The sequence below is a fragment of the Sulfitobacter sediminilitoris genome, from assembly GCF_010667575.1.
GTDB lineage: Bacteria > Pseudomonadota > Alphaproteobacteria > Rhodobacterales > Rhodobacteraceae > Sulfitobacter > Sulfitobacter sediminilitoris.
This window is the reverse complement of sequence record NZ_JAABNT010000018.1, coordinates 1-14,933: the sequence shown is the minus strand read 5'-3', so window position 1 is coordinate 14,933 and position 14,933 is coordinate 1. Positions and strand designations below refer to the sequence as shown.

Here is a 14,933-nt window from a genome sequence, read left to right as displayed (position 1 = left end):
CTCTGGGTGAAGGCTAAGCCAACCGCGGCTGGGTTCTCATCCGTCGCTGACGCCCGCTTGCGCGAAAGTCGCCATGCCCGCATGACAGGCCATCGCCCCCGTCAGCACAGCAATCGCGAGCGCGCCGCCCGATGCTTCACCAAGCCGCATACCAAGCTGCAACAGAGGCTCTTTGCCAAGCGCCTCCAACATGCGAGCGTGACCGCCTTCAGGGCTCAGGTGACCGGCAACCGTGTGATCAAGCGCGCCCTCCTGCGTGTGCGCAAGGGTCAGAGCAGCGGAAGTGCAGATATAGCCATCCAGAATGACAGGAATGCGCAGGTGACGCGCACGCGCAATCGCGCCCACCATTCCCGCCAGTTCGCGCCCCCCAAGACGGCGCAACGTCTCGATCCCGTCGCCCTGCCCCATGTGCAGTGCCACGCCTTCCGCAACGACCTTCGTTTTCAAAGACAGGCCCGCATCATCCACGCCCGTACCGCGCCCTGTCCAGTCCGCTGCGTCGCCCCCCAATAACGCGCAGCTGAGCGCCGCAGCAGCGGTCGTGTTGGCGATACCCATCTCACCCACGACCAGCAAATCAGTGTCTGATTTCACCGCATTCCAACCTGCCAGCAGTGCGGCAACACATTCCGCTTCGGTCATAGCCGGACCCTTGGTGAAATCTTCTGTCGGCCGGTCCAGATCAAGCGCCACGACATCAAGTGTCGCACCAGTCGTGCGCGCGATCTGGTTGATGGCCGCACCGCCGTGCTGAAAATTCAGCACCATCTGTTCAGTGACTTCCGCCGGAAAGGCCGAAACGCCCCGCGCCGCCACCCCGTGGTTCCCGGCGAAGACAATGACCTGAGGAGACGCGATTTCAGCGTTCTCTCCGCCGCGCCAACTGCGGTACCAAAGGGCCAAGTCCTCAAGGCGCCCCAAGGCACCGGGGGGTTTGGTTAACTGCATGTTATGATCGGCTGCCTGCGTCAACACATCTTGATCGGCTTCTGGCAAGTCTGCGAGAATGGCACGAAAATCTGAGAGGGTGGCGAAGTCTTGGGTCATTTACATGCTCGGCGTTCTGGTTAGGTTGTGCCCTGTCTAGCCGCCCCATCACGGCACAGGAAGAGGCCGAGAGGCACAAAAATGACCGGAAACGACATCCCCGCGCCTGCCTTTCGCCCTCAGCCCCGCGACATTTTGGTGGCCCTTGCCCTGCTCACCCGATTGCCATTGCCATACGCTGACTTTGCGCCCAATGATCCACGCCCCGCAGCCCATGCCGCATGGGCTTATCCGCTTGTGGGTCTCGTGGTAGGTGCCCTGTCTGTTTTGGCAGCTTTCGCAGCACTTTCATTTGGATTGCCGACAGGCATTGCTGCGCTTTTTGCCCTTTTGGCGAGTGTCGTCAGCACAGGTGCGATGCACGAAGACGGGCTTGCTGATTGCGCCGACGGGTTCTGGGGCGGCTGGACCAAGGAGCGCCGCCTTGAAATCATGAAAGACAGTCAAATCGGAACCTACGGCGTCATCGCTCTTGTCCTATCATTTGGCCTGCGCTGGGGGGCCTTGAGCGCTTTGATCGCAACCGGCGGGATGATGACAGCCTTGCTCAGCGCCGCTGTGATTTCGCGTGCGGGCATGGTGCTTGTCATGGCGTACCTACCCCATGCGCGTGCAACAGGCCTGTCTCATCAAACGGGAAAGCCTCCGCGCAACGCAGCGCTTTGCGCGGGGGGCTTGGCCGCGGCAGCACTGGCTCTGCTGATCCCCGCGCCCCTGTTCGGCTCAATCAGCGCGGTCGCATTTGCAATGGTGTTGACGACGTTTATCGCCAAGGCGAAAATTGGTGGACAGACCGGTGACGTTCTGGGAGCAACGCAACAACTGATTGAAATCACAGTGCTGCTGGTTTGCTTGAGCGCCCTTCCATAAAAAAACGCCGCCTTTCAAAAAAGGCGGCGCATAATCATTACGAAGAAACTTTGGTTAGGCTGCGATGCGGCTTTCCAGCACGTCACCGACCTGCTTGGCTGCAGCCAGTTCGTCGCCGCCGCTGACGGCAGCAACTTCGCGGGTCAGGCGCTCCAACGCGGCTTCATACAACTGACGCTCGGAATAACTCTGCTCGCGCTGATCATCTGTGCGGTGCAGGTCGCGCACGACTTCGGCAATCGCGATCAGGTCGCCAGAGTTGATCTTCTGCTCGTATTCCTGAGCGCGGCGGGACCACATGGCGCGCTTGACCTTGGCCTTACCCTTGAGCGTCTTCATCGCGTGGCTGATCACATCAGGAGAGCTGAGTGCGCGCATCCCGATCTCTGTTGCCTTGTGCGTTGGCACTCGCAGGGTCATCTTGTCCTTTTCAAAGGCAATGACGAACAGCTCCAGCGAAATGCCGGCGACTTCCTGCTCCTCGATCGAGACGATCTGGCCCACGCCGTGCGCGGGGTAGACAACGAATTCGTTGGGGCGGAAATCAAGCTTTTTCGACTTACTCATGTATTGGCTCCTATGGCGCGGGCTGCCCCGCAGTTGGGTCGTAGGCGTGCCGAGACACGCAAAAAACGCAATCTGGCGGCGCATACGCGCGCGTCAGGGTGCGTTTTGTTTCGGGTTTTGGGGTCAACCGTAGCAGCTTGGTTGATCTGGCATACGCGTATTGTTGACCGTTAGTTCGTTTGGCATTGAGTAAATCATAGCACAAAAAGGAGGCATTCGGAAGGCGATGCCAGTTGGCCTATGAAAAGGCACGGAAATCCCAATGGCTTATGACGCTTTGGTCAACTGCCGATGCGGCTGTGGCAGCGAATCAGCCGCCCTCGCCCGGTGCTTCTGAGAAATACTTCTCAAGCTTGCCTTCTTCCCCATCGCGCTCTTCCGCGTCGGGCAGCGGGTCTTTCTTGGTGATGATCACCGGCCAAAGCTCTGAGTACTTGCGGTTAAACTCCACCCATTTCTCCATGTCCGGTTCCGTGTCCGGCCGAATGGCATCTGCAGGGCACTCAGGCTCGCACACACCACAGTCGATGCATTCATCGGGATGGATGACCAGCATGTTCTCGCCCTCGTAAAAGCAGTCCACCGGACATACCTCGACGCAGTCGGTGTATTTGCAGGCGATGCAGGCGTCATTCACAATGTATGTCATGGAGCGATCTCTGTCAGGTTGGCGTGTCGTTTGCTAAACCGGGGGGCGCAATCATTCAAGGTGGCGGACCTTAGAAAGATCGAGTGTGCGACGATCCTTCTTGGTTGGGCGTCCTTTCCCGTCAAACCTTGGATTTGACGCCTCTTTGCTCTCTGATTTGGGTTTTGGAGGTGACAAATCGGTATATAGCGCCTGTGCTTCGGGTGCCGGGCCGCGCCGCTCGCCCAAAGCATCGATCTGGATCACGCGAATATGATAGCCCTGCGCAAAGGTCAGCACGTCGCCGGGGCTGACATTGCTTGAAGGTTTATGGGTGACTGTGCCGTTGATCCGCACCGCACCTGTTTTTACCCGGCTCGCAGCCAAGGACCGCGTTTTGAAAAACCGCGCGTGCCACAACCATTTGTCCACGCGCAGCTTTTCAGCCGTTTCAGTCACTTATTTGCCGTCCTTCAACCCCATGAGGGCTGCAGCAAAAGGATTATCCGGATCAATCTGCTTTTCTTTTTTCGGCGGCCGCGCCGAGAAATTCTGCGCCTTTCCACCCTTTTCGCCGCGTGGTGCGCCCTTGCGCCCCTTGCCTTGAGGCTTGCCTTTGCCACGAGCGCCGCCGCCATCGCCGCGGCGCTGGTTCTGGTTGGCGCGTGCTGCACGGCCCCAGGTGAAGGTGTAAAACGCCTCCATCTCTGCCTCTGCCATCTCTGTGTCAGGCGCGGTTCCGGGGGTCAGTTCCTCGGCCGGGGTATCGCCGATGCCGGTTTCAACGGCTCCCAGCTCAGCTGGCTCTGCAGCGACGGGTGCGATGCCTTCGTCCGGCAATTCCGCAACAGCCTCCGGCACCACCTCGGTTGCCTCGGTCGGCGTCGGCTGCTCGGTGATTCCGCCCTCCGGTTGTTCTGCTGCGACATCCATCACAGGTTTGTCAGGGGCGTCGTCCGGGGCTGTGTCGCCCTGAACCTTTTCCGGTACCGTGTTATCGGCACTGGCATCCATCATTTTGTCAGTGCCATCTTTGGGGGTCGCCACATCCACTGGCTTTTGCTTGACGCGCTCCGCCTTTTCGGCCCGATAACCCAATCCGGTCATCAAGTCCGCAAATTGTTCAAGTGTCATGCCGGTGATCGACAGCATATCTGCCTTTGCCTCAAATCCGCCGCGCGAATCCTCTGCACGAAGCATGTCGGCAAGACGCTCCAGCATATCGATGCGGATCGCTCGGGTCCCTGCGTTGCGGTAACCCGCCATCGTGTCAGCCCCATCAGGCGCACCTGCTTCGACCGGAATCGTCACCAGACCGGGTGGCGGCGATTCAGGAAACTCGGACAGGCCTTTGGACAGCGACCACAACACCAGCCGCAGCCGCGTTGGCGCGGGCTTAAGCAGCAGCGGCATGAAGATCGTGAACTGGCCAAATCGAATGCCATGCTTGCGCAGCGCGCCACGCGCATCCTGATCAAGCGCCTTGACGTCCTCAGTCACCTGAGCGCGGGGGATGATGCCGAAGTTTTCGACCAGCTGAAAGGCAAAGCCACGTGCAAGGCCGGTTAGGGTTTCGTCCTTGGACAGCGCCATAAGAGGCTCGAACAGCGCCGCGATCTTGCGGTCAATGAAATGCTGCAACCGCCGCTCGACCTTTTGCGCAACCTCTGGCCCGGCGACATCGTCCACGAACACCTGCACTTGCGGCTTGAGCGGGTCAGACCCTGCAACCAGCTTGCCTACCGCAGCAGAGCCCCACATCAGGCCACCCTGTTCGGTGAAATCAATCTCTGTATCTGGCGCGTTGTAGAAACGATCTGCCCGCAGATGGAATTGTGGTGCCAAGGCCTGCAAGGCGGCGGACTTGATGGTTTTTTCCTCTGCCCCGCCCGCGCCCTTGTCAGCGCGGAAACGGAACCCGTCCAGCTTTCCTACGAATTCGCCCTCAACGGTGACTGCACCGGTCTCGTTTACATCGGCCACCATGGCCTCCTTTTGTCCTAGCCGGCGCAAAAGCACGGATGTGCGCCGGTCTACAAATCTTTGGGTCAGACGTTCGTGCAATGCGTCCGACAATCGGTCTTCTACGACACGCGTCGCCCCGCGCCAATGGCTTTCGTCTTTTGTCCAGCCTTTGCGCTGCGCGACGTAGGTCCATGTGCGGATAAACGCCAATCGTTTCGATAACGCGTCAATGTCGCCATCGGTTCGATCAATGCGCTTGATTTGTCGCGCAAGCCAGTCATCCGGGATGGTGCCGCGCTGATGCAAGTCGATAAAAATGCTTTCCAATAGCGACGCGTGTTCGACATGGCTGATGCCGCGAAAATCCGGAATGCGGCAGACATCCCAGAGCAGCTTGACCGACGGCCCGTCCGTAGAGCGGGCAAAAATTTCATCCACCTGTCCCAGCGCCTTGAGCGCGCGGAGATCGTCTGCCTCTCGCGCCCGGACGAGACGTTCATTATTGGACTTTGCCTCAAGCGTGGAAATCAGCCGGTCGATTGATCCGAATTGCAGCGCATGGTTGCGCCAGTTGATCTTGTTCTGTGGGGTAAAGCTGTGATCCATGATGGCCCGCGCCACACCGTCATCCAATGCCGGGGCATCCCCTGTCACACCGAACGTGCCGCTCCTGAAGCCCCGCCCTGCCCGGCCTGCAATCTGCGCAAGCTCGTTCGGTGCAAGGGGCCGCATGCGCCTGCCATCGAATTTGCTAAGTGCAGAAAAGGCCACGTGGTCCACGTCAAGGTTGAGCCCCATACCAATGGCGTCGGTCGCGACGAGGTAATCCACCTCGCCATTCTGGTACATATCGACCTGCGCGTTGCGCGTCCGAGGGGAAAGCGCGCCCATCACAACCGCCGCGCCGCCCTTCTGGCGGCGTATCAGTTCGGCAATCGCATACACATTCTCAACCGAGAATCCGACGATGGCGGACCGCGGCCGCATCCGGCTGATCTTTTTCTGGCCCGAATAGACCAGCTCTGACATGCGTTCGCGCTTGATGAACTGGACGCCCGGCACCAGCGCCGCAATCGTCCCGCGCATTGTGTCGGAACCGAGGAAATTAGTCTCTTGCAGTCCCCGTGCCCGCAAAAGACGGTCGGTGAACACATGCCCTCGTTCCGGATCGGCGCAAAGTTGTATCTCGTCCACCGCAACAAAATCCGCGCCCATGCCCTCTGGCATCGCCTCGACCGTGCAAACCCAATACTGCGTGCGCGGCGGCACGATGCGTTCCTCGCCCGTCACCAGTGCCACAACAGATGGCCCCCGCAACGCTACAATCCGGTCATAAACCTCGCGGGCAAGCAAGCGCAGCGGCAAGCCAATGACCCCGGTGCGATGCCCCAGCATGCGCTCAATTGCGTAGGTGGTTTTGCCTGTGTTGGTCGGGCCAAGAATGGCCACGACCCGGCTTTCGTTCGCCACTTGTGTCCCCGATCAGAGTTCCCGGCCGATGCCGTCGCGCTTGAGGCGGCTCAGCGCCTCGCGCGCGTTTTCGTGGTTGGGGTGGATTGCCAGCACTTTGCGATAAAGCTGCGCTGCCTTGCGCAGATCACCAAATTCCTGAAGCATCACTGCAAGCCCGAAGATCGCATCGTAATGATCCGGGTTCAGCGCCAGTGTCGTTTCAAGATCATCCAATGCGGGGCCATATAGGCTGGCACGAAAATATGCCTCGGCCCGTGCATGGAATCCTTCGGCAAATTGCGGGGCGTGGTCCGTCAATGCAGTGAAATGTTCGATCGCCAAAGCAAAATCGCCATCCTCCATCGCGTCTCGCCCCCGACGCAGCAGCAAATCCATGGCCGCGGAGCCGGATTTTGACCACTCCAGCTCAATTTCGGAAGCGATGCGCGGTGCTTCGGCCTCGGTCGCGGTTTTCAACCTATCCAAGAGTTCCTGGGGCGCAGCATCCGCCAAACCTGTGCTGCATAGCAACACCAGCGGGGCAAGTGCCGTAAGGTGACGTTTGAGGTTGACGGTCAAGATGCGCATAACAAATGTGAATGTAACAGGCTGCCGCCAATATTCCAGACATGCGGGAGCCATTTAGCCAAAAAGGGCCTGAGATGAGCGATATTGTGAACCAAGCGGTGATAGCACTGAACGAAAAAATGAACGGCGCCGATTTTGACGGTACCGCCAAGTTCGATATTGAAGGCGAAGGTGCCGTGATTTTCGACGGTTCCGGCGCGCGCGCGTCGGACGACGAGGCGGATGTGACCCTGAGCGCGGATGCCGATACGTTTCAGGAGATCCTTTCAGGTGAAACCAACCCGACATCGGCGTTCATGACAGGCAAGCTCAAGGTCGATGGTGACATGGGCATGGCAATGAAATTGGCCTCTGTCCTGTCCTGATGGATCTGACCCCGGCCCCCCTTTTTACCGATGTGCACCCCGGCCCTGCGGGCGGGGAGGCGCATTGGGCTGTCACGTCTGACGGCAAAAGGATCAGGGTCGGCCACTGGCCGTTGACCGGGGCCAAAGGAACCGTGCTGCTGTTTCCCGGCCGCACGGAATACATCGAAAAGTACGGGCACACTGCGGCAGAGCTAGCCGCACGTGGACTGGCCACGATTTCAATTGATTGGCGTGGGCAGGGATTGGCGGACCGCTTGCTTGACGACCCGCTGACAGGACATGTCGAGGCATTTTCGGACTACCAGAAAGACGTTGCGGCACTGATGCGTGCAGCACGTGAACTGAGCCTGCCGCGCCCTTACTTCTTGCTGGCCCATTCGATGGGCGGTTGCATCGGTCTGCGGGCCGTTATGGAGGGGTTAGGTGTGCAGGCGGCGGCCTTTACCGGACCGATGTGGGGCATCTATGTGAAACCGCATCTGCGTTTGCTAGCCTCCACCCTCTCGAAGGTCATGCCGCAGATTGGCAAGGGTCACAATCTGCCCCCCGGCACCAAAAGGGATCCTTATGTGCAGAGCGATCCGTTTGAAGACAACATGCTGACCACGGACCGGCAAATGTGGGATGTGATGTGTGACCAGATCGCGGCCCACCCCGAACTTGCGCTTGGTGGGCCAAGCTATGTCTGGTTGCGCGAGGCTTTCGCGGAAACCAAACATCTCAGTAACCGCGCGGCACCCAGCTTGCCTGCTATTACCTACTTGGGCAGCCAAGAGCGTATCGTCCACGTTCCGCCAATCTATGAACGCATGGAAAATTGGAAAGGTGGACGTCTTGAGGTCGTGCAGGGCAGCGAACACGAAGTTCTGATGGAGGGAGAGGCGATCCGATCTTCCATCATGGACGGATTGGAAAAGCTGTTTCTGGGTACCGTCACCACCTGAGCCCTTTGCAAATCGCAACGACGCCTTACGTCTGAGCGCATGAGCCGTGACCCCGTTCTTACCTTTACTGATAAGGGCATTTATTGTCCCGCTGGCGATTTTTACATCGATCCCTGGCGACCGGTGTCGCGTGCGCTGATCACACATGGGCATTCAGACCACGCGCGCTGGGGAATGGGGACATATCTGGCCACAGATGCTGCTTTGCCGGTTATGCGGCACCGGCTTGGGGATATCTCAGCCGAAAGCATCGCATATGGACAAGTTCGTCAGATTGGCGATGCCCGGGTTTCCTTCCATCCGGCGGGCCATGTGCCGGGATCTGCTCAGATCAGGGTCGAAGTGGCGGGCGAGGTTTTTGTCGCCTCAGGGGATTACAAAGTCATCGACGATGGTGTTTCTGAACCCTTCGAACCCGTCAAATGTCACCATTTCATCACCGAAAGTACATTCGGCCTTCCAGTGTTTCGCTGGACGCCCCAAGTCGACGTCGCAGCGGAAATCAACGCTTGGTGGGCGCAGTGTGCATCTGTAGGAAAGACAGCATTTCTAGGGGCTTACGCCTTGGGCAAAGCTCAGCGGCTGCTGTCGATGCTTGATCCGGCCATCGGGCCGATCCTGACCCACGGCGCGGTCGAAAACACCAACGCAGTGATGCGGGAACAGGGCATCACGCTACCTGACACGATCCAAGCAACCGCCGATATTGACCCAAAGGACTATCCCGGTGCGCTCGTGCTGGCCCCGCCGTCAGCTCTTGGGAGCAAATGGGCGCGAAAATTCGGCGCACAGGAAAGCGCTTTCGCCTCCGGCTGGATGGCGTTGCGCGGTGTGCGCAGACGGCGCGCAGGCGACCGTGGCTTTGTGATATCAGATCACGCAGATTGGTCCGGATTGCTTTGGGCGATCAAGGAAACCGGTGCAAAAAACATATACGTCACACATGGGTACATGGATATCTTCACGCGATATCTGAATGACAATGGTTGGGCAGCCCAAGTGGTCCCCACCCAGTTCGAGGGCGAAAGCCTTGATCAAGGGGAAGAGGTATGAAGCGTTTCGCAACCCTCTTTAACGCCATCGACCAAAGCACCAAGACAACTATCAAAGTTGCCGCTCTAGCAAGGTATTTCACCGAAGCCGAGGAGACAGACAAACTTTGGACGGTTGCGCTTTTTTCCGGTCGGCGACCCAAGCGGGCTGTGACGACCAAGCGGCTGCGCGAATGGGCGGCTGAGGTGGCTGACATCCCGCTGTGGCTGTTCGAGGACAGCTATGCAATCGTCGGTGATCTTGCAGAAACAATCGCGCTTGTTCTCCCTCCGAATAACTCTGTGGAAGATCGACCACTTTCTCACTGGATCAATGACTTGCGTGGCTTGGCTCATGTGGATGAACCGGCACGAAAGACCTTTGTACTTGATGCCTGGCAACGGTTGGGCGGGGCTGAACGGTTTCTGTTCAATAAGCTGATCACCGGCGGTTTTCGGGTTGGCATCAGCCAAAAGCTGATGACCCGTGCCCTATCACAGGCGACGGGTAAGCCAGAGGCGGAACTGGCGCACCGTCTTATGGGAAACTGGCACCCGGACGACGTCACATGGCATACGTTGATCGAAGCTGAAGACGCATCAGCCGATGCCTCGCGCCCCTACCCTTTTTACCTTGCCTATGCGCTTGAAGATACGCCCAACAGCCTTGGTGACCCGGAGGAGTGGCGCGCTGAATGGAAATGGGACGGTATCCGAGGCCAACTCATTCTGCGCGACGGTGAATACTTTGTCTGGTCGCGCGGCGAAGAGCTGATGACCGACCGGTTTCCTGAACTTGCTCGCGCCATTGATCATCTTCCTCCCGGTACTGTGCTGGACGGAGAACTGCTGGTTTGGCAACCAGAGAATGACAAGCCAAGCTCTTTCAATGCCCTACAGGCCCGCATCGGCCGCAAAACAGTTCCCAAGAAATTGCTCGCAAGCTCTCCTGTGGTGCTTCACGCGTATGATCTGCTTGAATGGCAAGGCGAAGACTTGCGAGACACGCCTTTCGCCATCCGCCGCGCCACGCTTGAGGAAGCCTGTTCTGATTTGCCCGCCGATGCCCCGATCAGGCTTTCGCCGCAACATACGTTCAAGGAATGGGATACGCTGGCCACCCTGCGCGGCACAGCAAGAGAAGAGAACGCCGAAGGTTTGATGCTGAAACGTGCCGACAGCCCTTACCTATCTGGGCGCAAGAAAGGTGATTGGTGGAAGTGGAAACTTGATCCGCTGACCATCGACGCGGTGATGATCTATGCCCAATCAGGATCTGGGCGGCGTGCAAATCTGTTTACGGATTTCACTTTTGCGGTCTGGAATGGCAATGATCTGGTGCCCTTCACCAAGGCCTATTCGGGCCTCACGGACAAGGAATTCCGTGAGATCACAGCATGGGTCAAGAAGAACACCCAGCAACGGTTTGGCCCGGTCCGCCAAGTTACGCCGCACCACGTTTTTGAAATCGCCTTTGAGGGCATCCAGGCCAGCAGCCGCCACAAATCTGGCGTCGCACTCCGGTTTCCCCGGATGAAGCGGTGGCGACAGGACAAGCCCCTGCAAGAGGCCAACACACTTGACGATCTGAACGAAATGCTGCGCGTCTACGGCTGAGCACCGCTTGTCCCTGTCCCGCTTGGCGCTTAGGTAGAACGAAACAAATGAGGTACCCCATGTTCCATCTTCCTTTCCCCGTCCATGACGCCAACGCCCAAGGTGGCGGCAAAGACCTTGGCGATTTGCCGGAATGGGACTTGAACGATCTTTACACTGCAGAAGACGCGCCTGAGCTGAAACGTGATCTGGATTGGCTGGAAGAAGCCTGCGCGAGCTTTGCGACAGATTACGAAGGGAAATTGGTTGATCTGGATGCAGCAGGCTTGCTGGACTGTGTACTGCGCAACGAGAAGATCAATCAGGTCGCAGGCCGCATCATGTCCTTTGCAGGATTGCGGTATTATCAGGTGACGACGGATGCCGACCGGGCCAAGTTCATGTCCGACTGTCAGGAAAAAATCACCAACTTTACGACACCGTTGGTGTTTTTCACACTGGAACTCAACAAGCTGCCTGATGATCATCTGGACAAACTGCTGGATCAGAACCCCGATCTGGCCCGCTACAAGCCCGTCTTTGACCGCATTCGTGCGATGAAGCCTTATCAACTGTCTGATGAGCTTGAGAAGTTTCTGCATGACCTTGGTGTCGTCGGCGACGCTTGGGAGCGTATGTTCGATGAGACGATTGCGGGGTTGGAATTTGAAGTGGACGGCGAAGTCCTTGGCATTGAGGGCACGCTCAACCTGCTGACGGACCCCGATCGCGCCAAGCGCGAGGCTGGTGCGCGCGAACTGGCTACGGTTTTTGGCAGCAACGTCAAAACCTTTGCACGTGTCCACAACACACAGGCCAAGGAAAAAGAAGTGATCGACCGCTGGCGCGGGATGGAGACCCCGCAAACCGGTCGCCACCTCAGCAATCAGGTCGAACCCGAAGTTGTCGAAGCCCTGCGCAACGCGGTGGTCGAAGCCTATCCCAAGCTTAGCCACCGGTATTACGAGCTGAAGCGCAAATGGCTGGGTCTGGACAAGATGCAGGTCTGGGACCGGAATGCGCCGCTTCCCATGGAAGATCCGCGTATCGTCGACTGGCCGACAGCGGAAACGATGGTCATGGATGCATACAATGCCTTTGATCCAAGGATGGGTGAACTGGCCAAGCCTTTCTTTAACAAGGGTTGGATCGATGCCGCGGTGAAGCCCGGCAAGGCCCCCGGTGCGTTCGCGCATCCGACAGTGACAAACGTCCATCCCTACGTAATGCTGAACTACCTCGGCAAACCGCGTGACGTCATGACGCTGGCGCATGAACTGGGTCACGGCGTGCACCAGGTCCTCGCCGCAGGTCAGGGCGAGATGTTGTCTTCGACACCCCTCACGCTGGCTGAAACAGCTTCGGTCTTTGGCGAGATGCTGACCTTCCGGAAAATGCTGGACAACGCCAAGACGGATACAGAGCGCAAAGTGCTTTTGGCAGGCAAGGTGGAGGACATGATCAACACTGTCGTGCGCCAGATCGCGTTTTATGATTTCGAATGCAAGCTGCACGCAGCCCGCCGTGGTGGTGAGTTGACACCAGACGATATCAACGACCTATGGATGTCTGTTCAGGCCGAAAGCCTTGGGCCTGCGTTCGAATTCATGGACGGTTATGAGACCTTCTGGGCCTACATCCCACACTTCGTCCATTCGCCCTTTTACGTCTATGCCTATGCCTTCGGCGACGGCCTCGTTAACGCTCTCTATGCCGTTTACGCAGAGGGCGAGGACGGTTTCGAGGATAAATATTTCGATATGCTCAAGGCGGGGGGCTCCAAGCACCACAAAGAGCTGCTGGCCCCGTTCGGTCTGGATGCGAGCGATCCGGCGTTCTGGGATAAGGGTCTGTCGATGATTTCAGGCTTTATTGACGAACTGGAGGCAATGGAGGGGTGACGCCACAACTCGTGCTCGCGCCGCTGGGTCCTCTGATCTGAGCCGCGTTGCGCATGTTCAGGTGTCGCCGGACCAAATTAAGTTCTCCGGCACTATCGCGGAAGCTTTTGAAGCGGCCGAGGACGGAGTGGGCTTTCACGGTATCTTTTTGGACAGGGGGGCGGTCGGGTTTTTCAAGATCGACCGCGCCTATTCCGACCGGTATCCCTTGGTACCTTTTGGCGCGCTTGGGCTTCGCGCCTTTATGGTCGATCTTGATCGGCAAGGACAAGGTATCGCGGCCCGCGCGGTACAGGCTCTGCCAGCGTATCTGGCCCGCCATTATCCATTGGCAACCGCGCATTATCTGACGGTCAACAAGATCAATCCCTGTGCGATCCGTGCCTACCTCAAGGGTGGATTCATCGACACTGGTGAGAAATGGCCCCTTGGGAACGCTGGACCACAGCACGTCATGCGCATGTCACTCAATCCTCCCAAGCGTAGCAGCCAACACCATCCCTCTTCAGAGGCCTGCTGAACGGAATCGCATAATCGATCTGGGTGTTACATTGTCCAAAGTTGCGCGTCCGTTCATTTACGACATTGAAATCAAAATGAAAATCACCACCTGTGCGCAACTTCCACCCCGGACAGATGGTCGTCAGTTCCTGCCGCATCACCCAATCCTGAGAGCCGTTGAAACGATCATACCCCGGCAGGCCTTTGGATTGTGACAGCCAGCAATGTGCCGCCAGTCCAAGGCCCATGAGATGCTCGCAGACCAGTCCGCCGCCATAGGCCCCCAAGCGATATTGGATGCCGGTCTGCCGTCCGAAATTGGAAAACACTGTCTGCAAATCACGGAAATAGCTTTCGATATGGGGCAGCATGTCATGGGCACGATGCTTGCCCAGCGTGCCGCCGAACAAGGACGCACCTTCTTCGCGGTAGATTTCATAGAATCTCTTGTGTTTTGCATAGGCCCCCGCCCCCATGCTGGACTGCAATGTCTGCTCACGCGTGCTGCTGATCGGTCCACCGCTGTTTTTGGCGTATTCGTAGTTGGCTGATTCCAATGCGCCATCCACGCCATCGACCCCGAAATAGATCGCCGATCCGGACGGTTGTCCATTGGCCAGCGCCAGTTCAATCGCCCGCTGCGCATCCATCGTGCCACGTCCGGGTGCAAGAAAGGTCATCGGGTTATCATTGTGGTGCTGAAATACGGCCAGCAGGCTAAAACCCGCGTCCAGCAATGCGCGTGTTTCTTCGGGTACGAGCGTTTTGCAAGGCAACGTTTCCGCGACATTGTCGTAGTAGCGAATGACAGTACGGATCCCCATATCACGCAGCGCGGCCAACCCCGATTTGTCGTTGCGCGGGGTCAGTTCAGTCAGCGGGTGGGAGGCATCTATCGCTGTCATCCCGCTTTGCGCCTGGCAAGCAGGCCCTGCGCCCAGCGGTATCGCCAGAGCGATCAGAAGGACCGCTGGCAAGGCAAGTCGGTAGATCATCAGCGGCGGCTTTCAAAAGGCATCGGATTACAAACATCTCAAATGCTACGCACTTTACAACAAGCGTCCGATTCCCGCCACGCAGGTACAAAGGCCATGCCTTAGCTACCGAATCCACGTAAAAAAGGGGACGACACGCCGCCGCCCCCTGCGTAACCCTTGTCGCTGGCGACTTAAGGCTTGATGTAAGTGTACCCCTGCTGCTGAAGATGGAGATATAGCTAAAAGTTGGTGATGGCCCCTGAGGGGCGGCATATCATGGCGTTGTTCACGCGCCGCAATTCTCGTCTGAGAAAAGGATATGCCACATGACGACAAATACCATTACCCAGCTGACCGATCCACAGGGGTTTTCACCTGATCCACTGACGGACCTGCTGCGATCGGGTGCGCAGCGACTGATCGAGCAAGCGGTTGAGGCCGAACTTGCCGTTCTGCTGGAGGCCTATGCATCTGAGAAAACGGATGATGGCCGCG

The 14,933-nt window shown here is 58.0% G+C and carries 14 protein-coding genes and 1 pseudogene; 8 read left to right on the top strand and 7 right to left on the bottom strand.

Going from position 1 to position 14,933, the window contains the following annotated elements:
- Positions 1-36: 36 nt before the first annotated feature.
- Positions 37-1,050 carry a nicotinate-nucleotide--dimethylbenzimidazole phosphoribosyltransferase gene (cobT, locus tag GV827_RS19605; protein ID WP_164355513.1) on the bottom strand — a complete coding sequence of 338 codons (1,014 nt, stop codon included), beginning with the start codon at positions 1,048-1,050 and terminating at the stop codon, positions 37-39.
- A gap of 81 nt (positions 1,051-1,131) precedes the next feature.
- Here cobT and cobS point away from each other — a divergent pair, with 81 nt between their 5' ends.
- Complete coding sequence (gene cobS / locus GV827_RS19600; protein ID WP_164355512.1) at positions 1,132-1,920, top strand: adenosylcobinamide-GDP ribazoletransferase; 789 nt, start codon at positions 1,132-1,134, stop codon at positions 1,918-1,920.
- A 54-nt stretch (positions 1,921-1,974) separates the two neighbouring features.
- Here cobS and GV827_RS19595 read toward each other — a convergent pair whose 3' ends face one another.
- From GV827_RS19595 to GV827_RS19575, 5 genes are all read right to left on the bottom strand, one after another.
- Positions 1,975-2,487 (bottom strand): CarD family transcriptional regulator, encoded by a 513-nt coding sequence (locus tag GV827_RS19595; protein WP_164355511.1) that lies wholly within the window; start codon positions 2,485-2,487, stop codon positions 1,975-1,977.
- A gap of 310 nt (positions 2,488-2,797) precedes the next feature.
- The gene (gene fdxA / locus GV827_RS19590) at positions 2,798-3,136 is read right to left on the bottom strand and encodes a ferredoxin FdxA (RefSeq protein WP_164355510.1); all 339 of its coding nucleotides are present in this window, start codon (positions 3,134-3,136) and stop codon (positions 2,798-2,800) included.
- Positions 3,137-3,187: 51 nt separating this feature from the next.
- On the bottom strand, positions 3,188-3,574 hold the full coding sequence (locus GV827_RS19585) for an RNA-binding S4 domain-containing protein (RefSeq protein WP_164355509.1): 387 nt from the start codon (positions 3,572-3,574) through the stop codon (positions 3,188-3,190).
- On the bottom strand, positions 3,575-6,550 hold the full coding sequence (locus tag GV827_RS19580; RefSeq protein ID WP_328823190.1) for a helicase-related protein: 2,976 nt from the start codon (positions 6,548-6,550) through the stop codon (positions 3,575-3,577). It abuts the gene before it with no gap.
- A 12-nt stretch (positions 6,551-6,562) separates the two neighbouring features.
- Positions 6,563-7,120 carry a tetratricopeptide repeat protein gene (locus tag GV827_RS19575; RefSeq protein WP_164355508.1) on the bottom strand — a complete coding sequence of 186 codons (558 nt, stop codon included), beginning with the start codon at positions 7,118-7,120 and terminating at the stop codon, positions 6,563-6,565.
- Between the two features lie 74 nt (positions 7,121-7,194).
- On the opposite strand from GV827_RS19575, the gene GV827_RS19570 reads away from it, so the two are divergent.
- The 6 genes from GV827_RS19570 to GV827_RS19545 all read left to right on the top strand — a co-directional run bounded on the left by GV827_RS19570 (position 7,195) and on the right by GV827_RS19545 (position 13,480).
- On the top strand, positions 7,195-7,485 hold the full coding sequence (locus GV827_RS19570) for an SCP2 sterol-binding domain-containing protein (protein ID WP_164355507.1): 291 nt from the start codon (positions 7,195-7,197) through the stop codon (positions 7,483-7,485).
- A complete protein-coding gene (locus GV827_RS19565) occupies positions 7,485-8,432 on the top strand; it encodes an alpha/beta fold hydrolase (protein ID WP_164355506.1) in 948 nt (315 codons plus the stop codon). Before GV827_RS19570 ends, GV827_RS19565 begins: the two co-directional genes overlap by 1 nt.
- Positions 8,433-8,471: 39 nt before the next feature.
- Positions 8,472-9,485: a ligase-associated DNA damage response exonuclease gene (locus GV827_RS19560; RefSeq protein ID WP_164355505.1), complete on the top strand. Its 1,014-nt coding sequence runs from the start codon at positions 8,472-8,474 to the stop codon at positions 9,483-9,485.
- A complete protein-coding gene (locus tag GV827_RS19555) occupies positions 9,482-11,080 on the top strand; it encodes an ATP-dependent DNA ligase (protein WP_164355504.1) in 1,599 nt (532 codons plus the stop codon). The genes GV827_RS19560 and GV827_RS19555 overlap by 4 nt, the downstream gene beginning before the upstream one ends.
- Positions 11,081-11,139: 59 nt before the next feature.
- Positions 11,140-12,960: a M3 family oligoendopeptidase gene (locus tag GV827_RS19550; protein WP_164355503.1), complete on the top strand. Its 1,821-nt coding sequence runs from the start codon at positions 11,140-11,142 to the stop codon at positions 12,958-12,960.
- A 61-nt stretch (positions 12,961-13,021) separates the two neighbouring features.
- Entirely contained in the window at positions 13,022-13,480 is a 459-nt protein-coding gene (locus GV827_RS19545) for a GNAT family N-acetyltransferase (protein ID WP_328823189.1), read from the top strand.
- On the opposite strand, the gene GV827_RS19540 is transcribed toward GV827_RS19545, so the two are convergent.
- On the bottom strand, positions 13,428-14,456 hold the full coding sequence (locus tag GV827_RS19540) for a glycoside hydrolase domain-containing protein (RefSeq protein ID WP_164355502.1): 1,029 nt from the start codon (positions 14,454-14,456) through the stop codon (positions 13,428-13,430). The two genes, GV827_RS19545 and GV827_RS19540, sit on opposite strands and share 53 nt — an antisense overlap.
- A gap of 308 nt (positions 14,457-14,764) precedes the next feature.
- On the opposite strand from GV827_RS19540, the pseudogene GV827_RS23710 reads away from it, so the two are divergent.
- Positions 14,765-14,933: pseudogene (locus GV827_RS23710) on the top strand (IS256 family transposase); the annotation flags it as partial.

Excerpts from the sequence above, each read along its gene's own strand:
- cobT (WP_164355513.1), bottom strand. The coding sequence starts at position 1,050 with ATGACCCAAGACTTCGCCACCCTCTCAGATTTTCGTGCCATTCTCGCA.
- cobS (WP_164355512.1), top strand. The coding sequence starts at position 1,132 with ATGACCGGAAACGACATCCCCGCGCCTGCCTTTCGCCCTCAGCCCCGC.
- GV827_RS19595 (WP_164355511.1), bottom strand. The coding sequence starts at position 2,487 with ATGAGTAAGTCGAAAAAGCTTGATTTCCGCCCCAACGAATTCGTTGTC.
- fdxA (WP_164355510.1), bottom strand. The coding sequence starts at position 3,136 with ATGACATACATTGTGAATGACGCCTGCATCGCCTGCAAATACACCGAC.
- GV827_RS19575 (WP_164355508.1), bottom strand. The coding sequence starts at position 7,120 with ATGCGCATCTTGACCGTCAACCTCAAACGTCACCTTACGGCACTTGCC.
- GV827_RS19570 (WP_164355507.1), top strand. The coding sequence starts at position 7,195 with ATGAGCGATATTGTGAACCAAGCGGTGATAGCACTGAACGAAAAAATG.
- GV827_RS19565 (WP_164355506.1), top strand. The coding sequence starts at position 7,485 with ATGGATCTGACCCCGGCCCCCCTTTTTACCGATGTGCACCCCGGCCCT.
- GV827_RS19560 (WP_164355505.1), top strand. The coding sequence starts at position 8,472 with ATGAGCCGTGACCCCGTTCTTACCTTTACTGATAAGGGCATTTATTGT.
- GV827_RS19555 (WP_164355504.1), top strand. The coding sequence starts at position 9,482 with ATGAAGCGTTTCGCAACCCTCTTTAACGCCATCGACCAAAGCACCAAG.
- GV827_RS19550 (WP_164355503.1), top strand. The coding sequence starts at position 11,140 with ATGTTCCATCTTCCTTTCCCCGTCCATGACGCCAACGCCCAAGGTGGC.
- GV827_RS19540 (WP_164355502.1), bottom strand. The coding sequence starts at position 14,456 with ATGATCTACCGACTTGCCTTGCCAGCGGTCCTTCTGATCGCTCTGGCG.